The organism is Streptomyces sp. bgisy130 (assembly GCF_057708345.1).
The window spans coordinates 88,319-103,387 of the sequence record NZ_JBYISA010000004.1; the positions used below are offsets into that span (position 1 = coordinate 88,319).

The 15,069-nt window shown below is 71.0% G+C and carries 11 protein-coding genes; 8 read left to right on the forward strand and 3 right to left on the reverse strand.

Features of this window, described 5'->3' with window-relative positions; all coding sequences use genetic code 11:
- The first annotated feature begins 152 nt into the window (after positions 1-152).
- The 6 genes from AC3EUV_RS07805 (at position 153) to AC3EUV_RS07830 (ending at position 7,666) form a co-directional block, all read left to right on the forward strand.
- Positions 153-1,424 carry an aspartate kinase gene (locus AC3EUV_RS07805; protein WP_085927809.1) on the forward strand — a complete coding sequence of 424 codons (1,272 nt, stop codon included), beginning with the start codon at positions 153-155 and terminating at the stop codon, positions 1,422-1,424.
- On the forward strand, positions 1,421-2,536 hold the full coding sequence (locus AC3EUV_RS07810) for an aspartate-semialdehyde dehydrogenase (protein ID WP_432140343.1): 1,116 nt from the start codon (positions 1,421-1,423) through the stop codon (positions 2,534-2,536). Before AC3EUV_RS07805 ends, AC3EUV_RS07810 begins: the two co-directional genes overlap by 4 nt.
- Positions 2,537-3,025: 489 nt before the next feature.
- The gene (locus AC3EUV_RS07815; RefSeq protein ID WP_386442509.1) at positions 3,026-3,688 is read left to right on the forward strand and encodes a SigE family RNA polymerase sigma factor; all 663 of its coding nucleotides are present in this window, start codon (positions 3,026-3,028) and stop codon (positions 3,686-3,688) included.
- A complete protein-coding gene (locus tag AC3EUV_RS07820; RefSeq protein ID WP_435602500.1) occupies positions 3,685-5,280 on the forward strand; it encodes a hypothetical protein in 1,596 nt (531 codons plus the stop codon). The genes AC3EUV_RS07815 and AC3EUV_RS07820 overlap by 4 nt, the downstream gene beginning before the upstream one ends.
- 87 nt (positions 5,281-5,367) lie before the next feature.
- Positions 5,368-6,252 carry an SURF1 family protein gene (locus AC3EUV_RS07825; protein ID WP_435602501.1) on the forward strand — a complete coding sequence of 295 codons (885 nt, stop codon included), beginning with the start codon at positions 5,368-5,370 and terminating at the stop codon, positions 6,250-6,252.
- Positions 6,253-6,538: 286 nt separating this feature from the next.
- Complete coding sequence (locus AC3EUV_RS07830) at positions 6,539-7,666, forward strand: cation diffusion facilitator family transporter (protein ID WP_435602502.1); 1,128 nt, start codon at positions 6,539-6,541, stop codon at positions 7,664-7,666.
- Positions 7,667-7,853: 187 nt separating this feature from the next.
- Here the strand turns inward: AC3EUV_RS07830 and AC3EUV_RS07835 are convergent, their stop codons facing one another.
- Entirely contained in the window at positions 7,854-9,713 is a 1,860-nt protein-coding gene (locus AC3EUV_RS07835) for a S9 family peptidase (RefSeq protein ID WP_435602588.1), read from the reverse strand.
- Positions 9,714-9,959: 246 nt separating this feature from the next.
- Here AC3EUV_RS07835 and AC3EUV_RS07840 point away from each other — a divergent pair, with 246 nt between their 5' ends.
- Complete coding sequence (locus AC3EUV_RS07840; RefSeq protein WP_435602503.1) at positions 9,960-10,793, forward strand: class I SAM-dependent methyltransferase; 834 nt, start codon at positions 9,960-9,962, stop codon at positions 10,791-10,793.
- Between the two features lie 185 nt (positions 10,794-10,978).
- Entirely contained in the window at positions 10,979-12,079 is a 1,101-nt protein-coding gene (locus AC3EUV_RS07845) for a hypothetical protein (RefSeq protein WP_435602504.1), read from the forward strand.
- A 174-nt stretch (positions 12,080-12,253) separates the two neighbouring features.
- Here the strand turns inward: AC3EUV_RS07845 and AC3EUV_RS07850 are convergent, their stop codons facing one another.
- On the reverse strand, positions 12,254-13,546 hold the full coding sequence (locus AC3EUV_RS07850) for a cytochrome P450 family protein (protein ID WP_435602505.1): 1,293 nt from the start codon (positions 13,544-13,546) through the stop codon (positions 12,254-12,256).
- 285 nt (positions 13,547-13,831) lie between these two features.
- A complete protein-coding gene (locus AC3EUV_RS07855) occupies positions 13,832-14,593 on the reverse strand; it encodes a TetR family transcriptional regulator (RefSeq protein WP_435602506.1) in 762 nt (253 codons plus the stop codon).
- Positions 14,594-15,069: the final 476 nt, after the last annotated feature.

A 15,069-nucleotide genomic window follows, 5' to 3' on the forward strand; every position in this document is an offset into this window, starting at 1 on the left:
AGGTTGCCGTGATCAATGGGTGAGTCCCATGTCTCACGATGTGGTATCAGCAGGGCGGACGCCGCCTGCTCGATAGACTGAGCCGACCGCAGTACCCCCATTTCCGGGGGTCCGGGAGGAAACTCCCGAAGAGACAGTTGCGAGGAGCGCACGTGGGCCTTGTCGTGCAGAAGTACGGCGGCTCATCCGTTGCGGATGCCGAGGGCATCAAGCGCGTTGCCAAGCGAGTCGTCGAGGCCAAGAAGAACGGCAACCAGGTTGTCGTGGTGGTTTCGGCGATGGGCGACACGACGGACGAGCTGATCGATCTCGCGCAGGAAGTGTCCCCGATCCCGTCGGGGCGCGAGTTCGACATGCTGCTGACCGCCGGAGAGCGGATCTCCATGGCCCTGCTGGCGATGGCAATCAAAAACCTCGGCCATGAGGCGCAGTCCTTCACGGGCAGCCAGGCCGGTGTGATCACCGATTCCGTGCACAACAAGGCACGGATCATCGATGTCACGCCGGGCCGGATCAAGACCTCGGTCGACGAGGGCAATATCGCCATCGTCGCCGGGTTCCAGGGTGTGTCCCAGGACAAGAAGGACATCACGACGCTGGGGCGCGGTGGGTCGGACACGACCGCCGTCGCGCTGGCGGCCGCCCTGGACGCCGATGTCTGTGAGATCTACACCGATGTGGACGGTGTCTTCACCGCCGACCCGCGGGTCGTGAAGAAGGCCCGGAAGATCGACTGGATCTCCTTCGAGGACATGCTGGAGCTGGCCAGCTCCGGCTCCAAGGTGCTGCTGCACCGTTGCGTCGAATACGCACGCCGTTACAACATCCCGATCCATGTCCGCTCGTCCTTCTCGGGACTGAAGGGCACCTGGGTCAGCAACGAACCGCAAGGGGACCAGCCGATGGAGCAGGCAATCATCTCGGGCGTCGCACACGACACCTCCGAGGCGAAGGTCACGGTCGTCGGAGTCCCGGACAAGCCGGGCGAGGCCGCGCGCATCTTCCGTGCGATCGCGGACTCCGAGGTCAACATCGACATGGTCGTGCAGAACGTGTCCGCCGCGTCGACCGGTCTGACCGACATCTCCTTCACGCTGCCCAAGACCGAGGGCCGCAAGGCCGTCGCCGCCCTGGAGAAGACCCGGGCCGCGGTCGGCTTCGACTCGCTGCGCTACGACGACCAGATCGCCAAGATCTCGCTGGTCGGCGCGGGGATGAAGACCAACCCGGGCGTCACCGCGACGTTCTTCGAGGCGCTGTCGAACGCCGGCGTGAACATCGAGCTCATCTCGACCTCCGAGATCCGCATCTCGGTCGTCACCCGTGCCGATGACGTCAACGAGGCCGTGTGCGCCGTGCACACCGCCTTCGGTCTCGACACCGACAGTGACGAGGCCGTGGTCTATGGCGGCACCGGTCGATGATTCCGGCCGAGGCGGGCCGTCCGTCCCTCGCTGACACGCTGGGGACGGACGCCCGCACGGCCGCCAAGCCGCAGCTCGCCGTCGTCGGTGCCACCGGCGCCGTCGGCTCGGTCCTGCTGGGCATCCTGTCCGAGCGGGCCGACATCTGGGGCGAGATCCGGCTGATCGCCTCCCCCCGCTCGGCCGGCCGCAAGCTGACCGTGCGGGGCGCGGAGGTCGAGGTCGTCGCGCTGAGCGAGGAGGCCTTCGACGGGATCGACGTCGCGATGTTCGACGTCCCCGACGAGGTCTCCGCGCGGTGGGTGCCGGTCGCGGTCTCCAAGGGCGCGGTGGTCATCGACAACGCGGGCACGTTCCGGCTGGACCCGGACGTGCCCCTCGTCGTGCCCGAGGTCAATGCGCATGCCGCCCGGGTCCGCCCGCGCGGCATCATCGCCAACCCGAACTGCACCACGCTCTCGATGATCGTCGCGCTGGGTGCGCTGCATGCCGAGTACGGGCTGAGCGAGCTGATCGTCTCCTCGTACCAGGCCGTGTCCGGGGTGGGCAAAGCAGGCGTCGACACCCTGCGGGCGCAGCTGTCCGCGGTCTCCGGTACGGAGCTGGGGAACACGCCCGGCGATGTGCGGCGGGCCGTCGGGGACACCCTGGGGCCGTTTCCGGCGCCGATCGCCCTCAACGTGGTGCCCTGGGCCGGCTCGCTCCGGGAGGACGGCTGGTCCTCCGAGGAGCTCAGGATCCGTGACGAGTCCCGCAAGATCCTGGGGCTGCCGGAGCTGCCGGTCACCGCGACCTGTGTGCGGGTGCCGGTCATCACGACCCACTCGCTGACCGTGCACGCCCGGTTCGAGAACGAGGTCACGGTCGGCGGCGCGCACGAGATCCTGGCCGCGGCCCCCGGTGTCGTCCTCAGTGACGACCCGGCCGAGGACGAGTACCCCACCCCGGCCGATGTCGTCGGGACGGATCCGACCTGGGTCGGGCGGGTGCGGCGTTCGCTGGACGATCCGCGGGCGCTGGAGCTGTTCGTGTGCGGGGACAATCTGCGCAAGGGGGCGGCTCTCAACACCGCGCAGATCGGCGAGCTGGTGGCGGCCGAGCTCCAGGGGTAGGCACGGTCCCGGACCGGTTTCCCGGTGCCTTACTGTCTTGCTGGCCGGTGCTCCGCCGGTCCCGTTTTTTCCTGGTCTCCCCGCGTCCTGCTGCCGCGCGTTCCGTCGTGGCGGGCGCCGTGGTGGGCGAGTTGGCGGGATCGGCCGTCGCGCATCGTCCGCCTGAGAGATACTTTGTGGAGCGTGTGAAGATTCTGTGAGCGAATTGCCGGTCCCGGCCTCTTGATCTGGGCTGACGATCCGTTCGACGATTCGCTCCCCGCCACACTGCAACCGGCAGTTGGGTGGGGAGCGTCTTTGTGGCCGCCCTCAGGGGTGGCCTCAGGGGTGCCCTGCGGTCACGGGGTGCGCCCTCGGGCAGCGGGGTCTTCACGTAGGGGCATATCAGGGCATTCAGGAAGAGCTGGTACGCATGAGGGCATTTGATGCATCGTCAAAAGCGGTGCCTTGCGCGTACAACCCTTATAGGGGGAAGCGTGTCCAACAGGCGTGGCAGAGGTACTCGGATTCACCATCGCCCCAGCGGGCGCAGCCGGCGCGGCAGTGCACCCACCGCGCCCCCGTGTGTCCGGGGGCATGCCGGTGATCGCTCCCTGGCCCACCACGCGTCCCGCCCAGATTCCCCCTCAGCGTGGGGACACTGACGACGCGATGGCAGCGGGCACCACAGTCGACCACCTCACCGAGACCTACCGCGCGCACTACCGCTCGCTGCTCGGTCTCGCCGCGCTGCTCCTTGACGACACCGCCTCCTGCGAGGACGTGGTCCAAGAGGCCTTCATCCGCGTGCACTCCGCGCGCGGACGGGTGCGCGAACCCGAGAAGACCCTCGCCTATCTCCGGCAGACCGTCGTCAACCTCTCGCGCTCCGCGCTGCGTCGGCGCATCCTCGGGCTCAAGCTGCTCTCCAAGCCGATGCCCGACATGGCGAGCGCCGAGGAAGGCGCGTACGACCTGCTGGAGCGGGACCAGCTGATCAAGGCGATGCGGGGACTCCAGCGCCGGCAGCGCGAAGTGCTGGTACTGCGCTACTTCGCTGATATGACCGAGGCGCAGGTCGCCGAGACGCTGGGCATATCGCTCGGTTCCGTGAAGGCCTACGGGTCGCGGGGCATCGCGGCGCTCCGCGTCGCGATGGAGGCTCCGGCATGAGTGGCACGACGTATGGCCGGCACCACCCGTACGACGCCTGCGGCTCGTACGACACGCTCCACCCGAGCACCCCGTATTCCCCCAGCACCTCGATCGACCCCATGAACCACAGCAGCACCCCCGGGCCCGGCCCGCTCAACTCCGCCCGCCCCGGCACCCCGTACGGCCGGCTCCACGAAGCACCCGGCGTACGGGGCGCTCCCGGCACCGCGGCACGGCGCGACGCGGACGACCCGGCCGGCCTGCGCGCACGGCCCGCCGATGCGACGCGTGAGCTCCCTGCGGCGCGTGCGCCACAAGGGCGCCCCGGCGGTGAGCCGGAGGGCGGCCGTCAGCCCGACGACCCGTGCGGGCAGGGTGCCAAAACCGGCCAAGTATCCGGCAACGGCGATGACATCGCTGTCACGGACCGTGCGCCCGACGCCACGGAGGGTGCCCCGGACGCCGGTGACGAACCCGAGAGCCATGCGTACGGCAGCGACGGGCCCACCGGCTCCGGCTTCGGCGGCGGTACCGGCAACGGCGGCGGCGACGGCCCCGGCGACGGCCCCGGCCGAAGCCACCCCACCGGCGGCGACTTCGGCGGCGAGGACGACCTGCGGCGGCTGCTGCACTCCCGCGTCGGCGACCTCGAACCCGCGCCGGACGCGCTGGAGCAGCTGCGCCGCGCGGTGCCCGCCCGCCGCCAGCGCCGCCGGCACGCCGTCGTGGGCGCCGCGGCCGCGCTGCTGCTCGGCGGCACCTCCATCCCCGCCATGGTCCACGTGGCCCACCTCGCAGGCAGCTCCGACGAGCGGCCCGCCAACGCGGCCGGCCGCCCGCATCCTCAGGGCGGCGCCGAAGGGGCGCACGGCGAAGGCACCGAGCAGGCCGGTCCGCAGCCGGCCGGCAAGAACGGCGAGAAGCGCGGCGAGGACAAGCCCGCGGACAAGGCCAGGAACGCCGGGAAGCCCGGCACGGGCCACGGCGCGGGCGCCGGCACCCCCGCACCGGACGAGACCATGGACGTCACCTCGCCGGTCTGCGGGCGGGAACAGCTCGGCCAGGGCACCAGCACGGTCGGCACGGCCGACTCCACGGGCCGCGTCTACGGCGCGTTCCGGGTGGTCAACACCTCCGGCAGCGCATGCTCCGTCGAGGGCGGCGGCTCCCTCGGCCTGGTCGCCCAGGGCTCCACCAGCGCCGACCGCATCCATGTCGTCGACCACACCTCGGGCGACGAGGCCACCGGACTGCCCGACCCGGCCACCACCCCTGACCAGCTGGTTCTCAAGCCGGGGGAGGCGTACGAGGTCAAGTTCGCCTGGATCCCGGAGTCGGGCGGCGGTGCCACCGGGTGCGTCAATCCCGGCCCGACGCCGACGCCCGAGGCATCCAAGGACCCGGGGCAGTCCCCGGACGCCGCGACCCCGCCCGGCGAAGGCGGCGGCGAGGGGGGCGGCAACGAGGGCACCGGCGACGGCGGCACCGCGCCCGGCGGCATCGTGCTCAGCCACACACCGGAGGCCGGCGAACCCGCCGCGGCCGATGCCAAGGTCACGGACGCCTGCGCGGGGACCGTCTACCGCACCGAGGCGCTCGCGACGCAGTGACACCGACGGCCCAGGTCCCGGCCATCGGGGCCGGAGCGTGGAGGGGTCGGTGCGGTCCCGCGGGCCGGGCCCCGTACCGTTGAGGGCGTGTACCGGTTCCTGCTGACCCCGCGGTGGTGGGGAATCAACGTCTTCGCCGTACTGGCGATCCCCGTCTGCATCTTCATGGGCAGCTGGCAGCTGAGCCGCTTCGAGGACCGCGTCGACAGCCACCGGCAGCAGGAGGACCGCTCCGCCCGGGCCAAGACCGCGGCCGCCCGCCCCCTGGAGCGGCTGCTCCCCGTCGACCAGGTGACCTCCGGCCGCCAGGCCGGCGCCCGCGGCCACTACGACACCGGACACCAACTGCTCGTACCGGGCCGCACGTTGAAGGACAAACACGGCGAGCGGCAGGGCTTCTACGTCCTCACGCTGCTCCGTACGGACGGCGGCAAGGCCCTGCCTGTCGTCCGGGGCTGGCTGCCCGGCGACGCCGGCGACAAGACCGACACCGCCAAGGTGCCCGCGCCGCCCAAGGGCGAGGTGACGGTCACCGGCGCACTCCAGGCCTCCGAGACCCAGGGCACCGACGGCGTACCAGGCGGCGGCGGGCCGGCGCCGGGTCGGCTCACCATGATCAGCGCGGCGTCGCTGGTCAACATCGTGCCGTACGACGTGTACGACGCCTGGATCACGCTCACCGACACCCAGGCACCACTGCGCGCCGTCCCCCCGGCCGCGGCCGAGGGCAGCGGACTGGACCTCAAGGCCTTCCAGAACCTCGGCTACACCGGCGAGTGGTTCGTCTTCGCCGGCTTCGTCGTCTTCATGTGGTTCCGTCTTTTCCGCCGGGAGTCTGAGGCGGTTAGGGATGCGGCTTTGGGGATTGGGGTGGTTGAGGGAAGCGGGGGTGAGGGCGGCCGGGGTGAGGGCAGCCCGGATGAGGGCGGCGTCGAAGGTCGCGGTGAGGCGGCGGGGGCCGGGCGGGTGTGAGTCCCGGGTCGGCTGGGGCGCGTACGGGGCCCGTATCGGACCCGCACCGGACCTGCTTCTGCAACGAGGTCGCACCTGGTCAGCGGGCGTATCACGCTGGTAGCCGCAATCGGATCGGCGTGCCACGGTAGGGCCTATGGCAGGCAAGGGCACTCAGCCGCGGGGCAATGATCAGCTGCCTGGGCAGGGGCAGGGGGGTGGCGGCCACGTGCAGGGTGATGGCCACGGCTGCGGGCAGGGGTACGGCCGCGGGCCGGGGCACGGTGCCGCGCAGGGGCGTGAGCACGTGGAGGGTCACGATGGTGCCCAGGGCCGTGAGCACGCGCAGGGCCACGGTGTCGTGCGAGGTTACGGCCCCACACAAGGCCATGCCTCCGAGCCCCCGCACCCACCGCACCCCCCACACGACACCGGCCGTTGGGCGCGGATGCGGCACCGGCTCGCCCACCTGCTCACACCGCACAGCCATACGGCCACGGACAAGGTCGACGCCGCGCTGGAGACCTCCCGCGAGGGCTTGCGCACGCTGTGGATCTCGCTCGGCATCCTCGGCCTGACCAGCCTGATTCAGCTGGTGATCGTCGCCCTGTCCGGCTCGGTGGCACTGCTCGGCGACACGATCCACAACGGCGCCGACGCACTGACCGCCGTGCCGCTGGGCGTCGCCTTCCTCCTCGGACGCCGGGCCGCGAACCGCCGTTTCACCTACGGCTACGGCCGCGCCGAGGACCTCGCGGGCATCGCCATCGTGCTGACGATCGCCGCCTCGTCGGTATGGGCCGCGTACGAGTCCGTGGACCGGCTGCTGCACCCCCGCGATGTCACCCACCTGTGGGCCGTGGCCGTGGCCGCCATGATCGGGTTCCTCGGCAACGAATGGGTCGCCCGCTACCGCATCCGCACCGGCCGCAGGATCGGCTCGGCCGCGCTCGTCGCGGACGGCCTGCATGCCCGTACCGACGGCTTCACCTCCCTCGCCGTCCTGCTCGGCGCGGGCGGCGCGGCGCTCGGCTGGCAGCAGGCCGACCCGCTCATCGGCCTGTTGATCACCGCCGCCATCCTCATGGTGCTGCGCGACGCCGCCCGGGAGGTCTACCGGCGGCTGATGGACTCCGTCGACCCCGCACTCATCGACGCCGCCGAGACCGCACTACGCGAGGTGGACGGTGTCCACGGTGTCGGGCAGGTCCGTATGCGCTGGATCGGCCATACCCTGCGGGCCGAGGCGGACATCGTCGTCGACTCCCGCCTGACCGTGGTGCAGGCCCATGCCCTTGCCGTAGCCGCCGAGCACGCCCTCATCCACGCCGTCCCCCGCCTCACCGCCGCAACCGTCCACACGGACCACACCCCTGACAACACCCCCCAGGGCCGCAACCCCCACGCAGCCCTCACCCACCACACGACCCCCTGACCTCCTGGCCCCTTCCCCCGGGGCCCCTCCCCCCGCCCCACCCTCCCCTCCCCACCACCCACCACAGCTCAACACCGTGCCTGCGGCCGCGCCCCCGCAGCCGCGTTCACGCCGCGCCCCCGCAGCTGCAGCCGCACGACGGACGAAGACCGCCCCGCCCTCCCGCCGCTCCCCGCAGAAGGCTCCCTCAGCTCCTCTCGCTTCCCCCGTTCACATGCCGCTGGGCGAAGTCGAGTTCCAGGCGGACCTGCTTGATGCGTTCCTCCACCACGAGGGAGCCGTGGCCGGCGTCGTAGCGGTAGACCTCGTGCGGATGGCAGCGGCCCGCCAGGCGCTGGACATAGTTCTCCACCTGCTGGATGGGGCAGCGGGGGTCGTTGACGCCTGCGGAGATATAGACCGGGGCCCGCACCGCGTCCACATACGTCAGCGGTGAGGACGCCTCGAAGCGCTCCGGGACCTCCTCGGGCGTGCCGCCGAGCAGGGTCCGGTCCATCGCCTTGAGGGCTTCCATCTCGTCGTTGTAGGCCGTGACATAGTCCGCGACCGGAACCGCCGCCAGGCCCACGGCCCAGGCGTCCGGCTGGGTGCCGAGCCCCAGCAGTGTCAGATAGCCGCCCCATGAGCCGCCCGACAGCACCAGCCGGTCCGGGTCGGCCAGCCCGGACGAGACCGCCCATGCGCGCACCGCGGCGATGTCCTCCAGCTCGATGAGCCCGACGCGATGCTTGAGGGCATCGGTCCAGGCGCGGCCGTAGCCGGTCGAGCCGCGGTAGTTGACGCGTACGACCGCGAAGCCGTGGTCCACCCAGGCCGCGGGGGACGAGGCGAACGCGTCGCTGTCGTGCCAGGTCGGACCGCCGTGGATGTCGAAGACCGTCGGGAAGGGGCCCTCGCCCGCCGGCTGCTGCACCAGGGCGTGGATACGGCCACCGGGGCCGTCCACCCAGACGTCCCGCACCGGCACCGACCCGGGCGCCTTCATACCGGGCGGGTCCAGCACGACCTCGCCGCTCGTCGACCGCACCTCCGGGGGCTGCGCCGCCGACGACCACAGGAACTCCACCGTGCCGTCCGGTCGCGCCGCGGCTCCCGAGACCGTGCCGGCCGGGGTCTCGACACGGGTCAGCGGACCGGCGGCCCCAGCAGCCCCAGCGGCCCCAGCGGCCGCATCACCGGCACCTGCTTCGCCCGGGGCGACGTGGTCGCCCGGTGTGCCCAGTTCGTAGCGCCACAGTTCGCTCCGGGCCTGGTACTCGTGCTCCACCAGCAGCGCCGACCCGTCGGGATACCAGTCGGCGCCGACGTCTCCGGGGAGGTCGATGTCCAGGGCGGTCTCCACCCCGGTCAGCGGGTCCCAGATCATCGGCTCCCAGCGGCCCCGCCGCTGGTGTCCGACCAGCAGCCGGGCGTCCCCGTCCACAGGCGCGAAGCCCATCACCGACAGGCCCAGCTCCTCGGTCCCGCCCTTGGTGTCGTCCAGCTCCGCGACGGTGGAGCCGTCGGGCCGTACGACGCGGATCGCGGAGTGCATCGCATCGCCGTGCTCGGTGTGTTCGAGCGCGATCAGCGAGCCGTCGTGCGAGAGATCGCCGACGCCCGCGGACTCGCGGTGCCGGTAGATCTCCACCGGCGGCTGGCCCGGCCGCACGACATGGACCGTCGAGCCCTCCTCGTCCGTCGAGCACCCGACGACCGCCGTCCCGTCCCGGCCGATCGCCAGCCCTCCCGGATACGAGGGGGCGAGACCCGGGGTCGCCGGCTCATCCGGGCCGCCCTCGAAGGGCTGCCGCATCCAGACACCGAACTCGTCCCCGTCGGTGTCCGAGAACCACCAGATCGACCGGCCGTCCGGCGACAGCGTGCCGTCCGTCGTGCCGTTCGGCCGGTCCGTGGCCTGCCGCTGCTTGCCGGTGGCCCGGTCCCAGGCGTAGAGCTCGAAGGTGCCGGTGGCGTTCGAGACGAACAGGGAACGGTGCGGGGCGTCCTCGGCCCAGTCCGGCAGCCCGATCCGCGGTGCGCGGAAGCGCCTCTCCCAGTCAGGCATCGAGGCGTCCGCGCCGCCGGGGGCCGCCGCGCCTGTCGCGCCCGTCGCCGAGCCGTCCGCCCCTGTTATCGGGCGGGCCGAGCCCGTCCTCGCTCCGGCGGTGGGCCGGGCGTCGGTGGTCGAAGGGTGCGGAGCGGTGGCGTCGGGAGCTGGGGCTGGGGTCGTCTCGTCAGTCATGGGCCCATTCTGCGCCCGGGGAGGGAAATCCGTTGGCGAGGGCCGCAAGGCTGTGGATAACTTCGCCGAATGCGCAGAATTACGGGTGCCGAGGACTGGCGGGAGGCGAATCGTGCGAGGTGGGACGAGCGCGTCGCCATCCACACCGCGAGTGATTATTACGACCAGGACGGGTTCCGCAGGGCACGGGACGTGCTCCGTGACTTCGAGGTGGCAGAGGTCGGCGACGTCACCGGCCGGTCGCTTCTCCACCTCCAGTGTCACTTCGGCCAGGACACCCTCTCCTGGGCCCATCGCGGCGCGGCCCGCGTCGTCGGCCTGGACTTCTCCGAACCGGCCATCGACACCGCCCGCGCCCTCGCCGCCGAGCTCGGCTACGGCCCCGACCGCGCGGCGTTCGTCGCCGCCGATGTCTATGACGCCGCCGAAGCCGTCCCCGACGCCGCGTACGACATCGTCTACACCGGCATCGGCGCCCTGAACTGGCTCCCGGACCTGGAACGCTGGGCCGACACGGCCGCCTCCCTCGTCGCCCCCGGCGGCTTCCTCTACCTCGCCGAATTCCATCCGCTCTGCGACGTCCTGGACGACGAGACCGGCTCACGCATCGTCCACGACTACTTCAGCCGCGACGCCTGGGTGGATGAAGTCCCCGGCACCTACACGGACTTCGGCGCACCGACGGTCAACAACCGCAGCGTCGAATGGCAGCATCCGCTCGGCGATGTCGTCTCCGCCCTGGCCGCCACCGGCCTGCGCATCGACTTCCTGCACGAGCACGACAAGACGATGTTCCAGCGCTTCACCGCACTGAGCCGCCACGACGACGGCTACCACCGGTTCCCCGCCGACCGCCCCCGCATCCCCCTCATGTACTCGCTGCGGGCCGGCCGCCCGAGTTGAGGACGGCCGGACAGCCAGAGTGACGACCGCCAGGGCCCGCCGCCCACCCACCGCCCCCGGGCGGCTAAGTTCGGGCGTCGAGTGACGTGACAACGTCGTGTGATGCGGCACCACACAACGGACGTGTGGCCGGACACCACGCGGCACATCTCAACGGGGGATCCACCGTGCGTATGCCCACGCCCATGCCCATATCCCGGCCCATACCCAGGCCCATCCGTATCGCCGGCGCCGTCGGTGTCAGCGCGCTCATGCTGCTGACCGCGGGGTGCGCCGGCGGTCCCGGAGCCGGCAAGGCCCAGCCGGGGGCGCCGGAAGCCGTCACACCCGCCAAGCCGCTGCCGATGAAGGCCACACCCCGCCCGGCCACCTGGACCGACTCCGACGATACGGCGCACCGGCTGCGCATCACGCCCACCCGGCTGGCCCGCGGCTCGGACTCCGACCTGGTGCACATCCAACTGGACGACGACCTCAAGGGGATGGTGCCGTACTACCTCACCTTCTCCTACACCAACACCGGCAAGAAGACGGTGCGCGAGGTGGACCCGGCGCGGAACTTCTCCGTCAACGGGGCGGACGGCCAGGCGGCCGAGCAGGTCTCGCTGTTCGGGAGCAATCCGATGGCCACCGGCTCCGGCGAGCCCCCGGAGTGCCGCGAGAGCGGTGCGGCAGAACTGGCGGCCGGCGCCACCGCGGCGATCTGCCAGATCTTCATGCTGCCCAAGGAGCAGCGGCCGGCGACCGTCTCGTACAAGGACGACGGCGGCGACACCCTCATCTGGCAGGTCGGCGGCGGCAAGGGCGGTGCGTCCGCCGGACTGCTGCCCGCGGGCAAGCCCGCCGACGGCAGCACGGAGGACGCCCGAAGCCGCCCCGTCCCGCTGCGCATCACACCGAAGGGCGTGCGCACCGGCTCCCTCGCCGACCTGAGCCGCTTCGACCTGGATGCGGACGACAAGAAGCTGATCCCGTACTACGTGACGATGCAGTACCGGAACAGCGGCACATACGACCTGCTGCCCAGCATGAGCGACGGGGTGACGCTGCGGACCACGGGCGGCCAGACCGTGCAGAAGCTGACGCTGATCGACATCGGCGGCCCGGGGGTCGGCCGGTGCCCCGACGCCGTCCCGCACCAGATGGTCAAGCCGGGCGGCACCGTCACCGAGTGCTCCATCCATCTGCTGCCCAAGGGCGATGCCCCGGCCGCCGTCGTCTTCGACGGTGCGGGGGAGGGCTCGGAGCAGCTCGTCTGGCGGGCGTCGATGGACAACGGGAAGTAGCGGCGGCAGGGAGGCAGCGGCGACAGGGAATAGCGGCGGCAGAGAGGGCCCCGTGCGGAGAACTCGCCCGCACGGGGCCCTCGTTGTGCCGGCCCGTCCGGCGACACCGCCGCGAGCCCCGCCTCCGGGCGAACGACGGGACTGCGCGGCGACGCCCCTGTCCCTACGGGCCGGTCACCCCAGCCGCAGCGGCAGGGAGTCCAGCCGCCAGCTGCCCGGCACCTGCGTCCGCGTCAGCTGTTCCGCGGCGACGCCCAGCGACAGGTCCGGATAGTGGGTGAAGAGCCGGGAGAACGCGACCTCGCCCTCCTGTTTGGCGAGGGTGGCGCCCAGGCAGTAGTGCATCCCGTGGCCGAACCCGACATGGTTCTCGGCGTGGCCGGCGGGGTGACGGGTCAGGTCGAGACGGTCGGGGTCGGTGTAGTGGCGGGGGTCGAAGTTCGCCGATACCAGGATCAGTTGTACGGCGTCGCCCTTGCGGATCGGCGTCCCGGCGACCTCGACATCCTCGGAGGCGAACCGCAGCTGGGTCATGTGCACCGGCCCGCACCAGCGCATCAGCTCGTGGACGGCGCGCGGAAGCAGCGCCGGGTCGTCCTTGAGCAGGCGCAGCTGGCCGGGGTGGGTGAGCAGCGCCGCCGTGCCGTTGCCTATGAGGTGCGCGGTGGTTTCGTGGCCTGCCAGGACGATCGTGAGGATCATGGTGACCATCTCGATGTCGCTGAGCCGGCCGCCGTCGTCGTCATGGGTACGGATCAGCTCGCTGAGCAGATCGTCGGTAAGTGCGCCGCGCCGCTCGCGGATCAGCTCATGGATGTGCTCGATCATCGCCGGGAACGCGGTGCTCAGCCGACCGGGCTCCAGCGTGACGAGGTCGGCACCCCACTTCCGCCACTGCGGACGGTCCGCTTCGGCGATGCCGACCAGTTCGCAGATCACGGTGATCGGCAGGGGGTAGGCGAAGTGCTGGATGAGGTCGACGACACCGTCCTCGGCGTGCTCGGGAAGCCGGGCCAGCAGCTCGTCGGTGATCTGCTCGACCCGCGGCCGCAGGTCGGTGATCTTGCGTGCCGTGAAGGCGCGCGAGACCAGTCGGCGCAGCCGGGTGTGGTCGGGAGCGTCGTAATTGAGAATCGAACCCTGCAGATACGGCCGGAAATGGTCGGGCAACCCCAGCATCTCCAGCAGCCGGACCGCGGGGCTCTCGTCGATCGAGCGCCCCAGGGACGGTGCGGCCGGATTGTTCACGAACCGCTGATCGCGCAGGACTTGGCGGACCTCGTCGAAGCGCGTCACGAGCCAGACGGGCGAGTCGTCCATGAACCGGCCCCGTACGACCGGGCCTTGCTCACGCAGCGCGCCGTAGCCGCCGAACGGGTCGCTGATCAGCGCCGGGTCCATCACATTCGGCTCGCCAGGGTGTTTCCCGACATGTGCGGCGAACGGGGAGCTGGATAATGCCGACATCTTTCGATCTCCTCCGGGTTGGGAGTCGGCCCGCGGGCCCGGGTGGGGCCCGGCCGGGCCAGGGCTTGGACGTGGCTCTTTTCCTTTGCGGAGCGTGCTGGCGCGGTGGGAGGCCGGATATTCCGTCGGGCGGAGTCAGCCGGATGGATTCCGTACCGTGGAGTCGGTGGCAGGCGGCGGGCCGTGTGCCGTCCCTCGTGGGGAGGCCGGCCCGAATCCGATGGGTGGGAATGCTTGTGCGAATCCGCCGTGCGAATCCCCCGCCACGGAGAATCCGCCGCGGTCTCAGTCACGTATCTGGCGGCGCATCTCCTGTGCGCAGAGTTCGGTGAAACGCTCGTAGAGGTCGATGATCTCGGGAGCGGCCGCGGTCGCGGCGGCACGCAGTTGGGCCGGAGCGGCGTCCGGACCGGAGCCGGAGCCCAGGTCGGAGCCGGAATGCGGGCCGGCCTCGGCCGGCATTTCCAGCGCGCTTCGGATGGTGTGGGCGAGGATGCCGGCGCGTACTTCCAGGCCGTCCGGGGCACGGTCGATGAGCAGGGCCTCGGACATGAAGAAGCCGCTGCATGTCGCCAACAACGCGTATTGCTGATGTTGTACGTCGGTGTCGCGGCGCACCAGACCGTGCGCGCGGAGCACTTCGAGATGGTGACGCAGATTCCGGTCGCCCGCGACGATCAGATCCGCGAACTCCTGCTTCGCGGTCTGGTTGAGCCGGCCGAGGATATCGCCGTCGTCGCCGTAGGCCGCGCGCAATACCGGTTCGGCCTGGAATTCGAGAAACAGCCGGCTCATCATCCGGCTCGGCAGTATCTCCAGCGCATCCGCCCGAAGGCGCTCCAACTGCCGGTGGTGCATCCGGAATTGGGCCTTCAGCATCACGGCGAGGAGCAGCGAGTCCTTGGTCTTCCAGTGCAGATAGACCGTGCCCTTGCCGACGTTGGCGCGGCGGGCGATTTCATCGATCGTCACCCGCCGGTAGCCCCAGGCGAGCAGCAACTCCCCTGCCGCGCCCAGGATGCGGTCAGCGCGCTGCGCTCGTTCCATGCCGTCCCCCCTCCGGCTCCGTGACCAGTTTTCAAATCTGGTCACACAGTCAAAGTTAGGTCCGGCAGGGGCAGCGGATAAGGGTGTTTTCAGTCACCGGTGGGGGGAGCGCCGCGGTGCGGTCAGGTGTTACAACACTCTCAGGCCGAGGGGGCGGGGTGCCGCGTTGCAGAGGTCGCAATACCGGGCAAAGGCCACTGGGAAAATCCCTCTGACCTGGGCAAATGTCGCGCGGGCGGAGCGCCGGACGGCCGGCTCGGCGGCTTGTCACCGCGGTAAGGGATCTTGGGCGGACGCCGTTACGCGATGTTTCCGGTGAGTACACTCGCCGACCATGTGTGAGGCCAGCCGGAACGCAAAACGGCAGAAAATACGTCTTTCCCAGCCATGTGCCGACGCTTCCGTCCGGCACGGAAACGCGCTGCGGAAGTCGGTCGCCGCCGTCGGAGACGCCCCCCGCCGGGCGACCGCCGCGG

What these genes read in the sequence shown, in the direction of transcription:
- AC3EUV_RS07810 (WP_432140343.1), top strand. Translation starts at nt 1,421, where the DNA reads ATGATTCCGGCCGAGGCGGGCCGTCCGTCCCTCGCTGACACGCTGGGG.
- AC3EUV_RS07855 (WP_435602506.1), bottom strand. Translation starts at nt 14,593, where the DNA reads ATGGAACGAGCGCAGCGCGCTGACCGCATCCTGGGCGCGGCAGGGGAG.
- AC3EUV_RS07845 (WP_435602504.1), top strand. Translation starts at nt 10,979, where the DNA reads ATGCCCATATCCCGGCCCATACCCAGGCCCATCCGTATCGCCGGCGCC.
- AC3EUV_RS07820 (WP_435602500.1), top strand. Translation starts at nt 3,685, where the DNA reads ATGAGTGGCACGACGTATGGCCGGCACCACCCGTACGACGCCTGCGGC.
- AC3EUV_RS07850 (WP_435602505.1), bottom strand. Translation starts at nt 13,546, where the DNA reads ATGTCGGCATTATCCAGCTCCCCGTTCGCCGCACATGTCGGGAAACAC.
- AC3EUV_RS07835 (WP_435602588.1), bottom strand. Translation starts at nt 9,713, where the DNA reads ATGCCTGACTGGGAGAGGCGCTTCCGCGCACCGCGGATCGGGCTGCCG.
- AC3EUV_RS07840 (WP_435602503.1), top strand. Translation starts at nt 9,960, where the DNA reads ATGCGCAGAATTACGGGTGCCGAGGACTGGCGGGAGGCGAATCGTGCG.